Annotated in this window: 2 protein-coding genes; both read right to left on the bottom strand. The window is 46.5% G+C overall.

Annotated elements, in window-relative coordinates:
* On the bottom strand, window positions 1-99 hold a 99-nt coding region (locus BTA30_RS22310; RefSeq protein ID WP_142243729.1), incomplete at its 3' end, for an aminopeptidase P family N-terminal domain-containing protein.
* A 270-nt stretch (window positions 100-369) separates the two neighbouring features.
* Window positions 370-2,137 (bottom strand): heavy metal translocating P-type ATPase (locus BTA30_RS22305; RefSeq protein WP_076764264.1); only part of this gene is annotated, 1,768 nt, incomplete at its 5' end.

The following is a 2,137-nucleotide window of genomic DNA, read 5'->3' as shown; positions in this document are numbered from 1 at the left end:
AAAGCGAGTTAAATAAAAAACATTCTCTTTTGAATGGATAAAAGCTGACGAAATATCTTTTTCCTTCAACCAGGAAGAGATTTTTTCAATTCTTTCCACGTTTGGTCACTCCTTAAAAACGATTCATGTATGTAAAACCTTCATCTATATTGTAGCAGTTTTTCTTACTTCTTGCTCAGATTCCGGGCCGTTTTATCGGGCGGTGTTTTGTATTCTATTAGTTGGCCGGCGTCTTAGGAGGAGCCGTTTGCTTAAAGCATTTTTAAAAGGATCGCAACCGATTGATAAGGTCTGTTTGCTTTTTTCTGTCATTGTGAGGAGAGTTCAAAACAAAAACGGCTGCCCTTAGCATGACAGCCGCTTCCTATTTTACGATTTTAATAGTCTCAGTCCGTTTAAGATGACAAGCAGTGTGCTTCCTTCATGTCCAATAACGCCGAGCGGCAGGTCAAGAATTTGCAGGAAATTGGTGCAGATCAAAAGACAGATCACAGACAAAGAAAAAATGACATTTTGTTTTATGATCCTGTTCATTTTCCTGGACAGCCGAATCATGTTCGTCAGTCCTGTTAAATCGTTTTTCATTAGCACAACATCAGACGTTTCCAAGGCCACATCAGTTCCCTCTCCCATTGCAATGCCCACATCGGCGGCTGCAAGAGCAGGCGCGTCGTTAATGCCGTCTCCTACCATGACAATCGTCCCATACGTTCCTTTTAGCTTTTGCGCTTCCTCTACTTTTCTGTCAGGCAAGCATTCTGAAACAACCATTTTCAGCCCCGCTTCCCGCGCAATCGCCGCTGCCGTTTCAGGCTGGTCCCCGGTCAGCATCGCCGTCTGAATGCCGAGCTGGTTCAGCTCGCCAATCACCGTTTTCGCTTCAGGCCGGATTTGATCCTTTAATGCAAAACATCCGGCAATACGGCCGCCTTTTTTCAAGTAAACGATCGTTTTTCCCTGTTCAGCAAGCCTTTGAACTGATGCAGCAAAAAATTGTTTTGTTTCCTCTTCACCGACAAATCCGGCTTTTCCAAGCAGCCATGTCTCCCCCCGGTATTGAGCCTTGACCCCAAAACCGGACGTCTCCTCTATCGATACATTCGCGACTGAAGAAATCCCTTTTGCTTCAGCATATTTGACAATCGCTTTTGCGAGGGGATGGCCAGACTGTTTTTCAATGGCTGCCGCAGCTTCCAGGCATTCCTTTTCCTCCAGGCCTTCAGCTACAAGCATATCTTCTACAGCAGGTTTTCCGTTTGTGATCGTTCCCGTTTTATCCAAGGCAACGATCTGAGTGTTGCCTAGCTTTTCAAGAAAAACGCTGCCTTTGACAAGCAGTCCGTTTCTCGCCCCATTAGATATCAGCGACAAGGCTGCCGGCATGATGGAAGCGACAAGCGCACAAGGCGAAGCCACCACCATAAACACCATCGCCCGGTAAAACGTCTCACTCCAGGTCCAGCCAAGCGCGTAATGAGGGAGAAAAAGCAGCAGTCCGACTGCGAGCAAAACCACTTTGACATAAAGATTTTCAAAACGTTCAATAAACGCTTGAGAAGGTGAAACACTGTTTTGGGCGGATTCCACCAGCTTGATGATTTTTTTAAAAAGGGAATCTTCGTTTGCCTTTGTGACACGCACTGTCAGAGAGCCGCTCAAATTAACCGTGCCGGCATATACGGCATCTCCGTTCATTTTTTCCGCCGGAATGGATTCACCCGTGAGAGCAGACTCATCAACGCTTGTTTTTCCAGATTCGATTTCTCCATCGGCGGCGATTCGCTCCCCCGGCTTGACCATAATAAGATCGCCTGACTTCAGCTCAGCCGCTGCAACTTTTTTCAAGCCACCCGCTTCCAGCAAAACGGCTTCCTCCGGCTCCAGTTTCATTAACGACGTCAAATCGCGCTTGCTTTTATTCAATGTATAGGTTTCAAGGGCGCCGCTGAGTGAAAATATAAAAATCAAGATGGCCCCCTCTGCCCAGTAGCCGATGATCGCAGACCCGACTGCCGCAAATATCATCAGAAGCTCGACATTCAGCGTCTTTTCTGAAAGGGTTTCCTGAATTCCCTCTTTTGCTTTTGCAAAACCCCCAATACAAAAGGCTGACAAAAACAGAATGATAGACAATGTT

The organism is Bacillus swezeyi (genome assembly GCF_001969815.1).
GTDB lineage: Bacteria > Bacillota > Bacilli > Bacillales > Bacillaceae > Bacillus > Bacillus swezeyi.
Note: the sequence above shows the minus strand (reverse complement) of the source record. Positions and strands in the feature narration are given on the sequence as shown.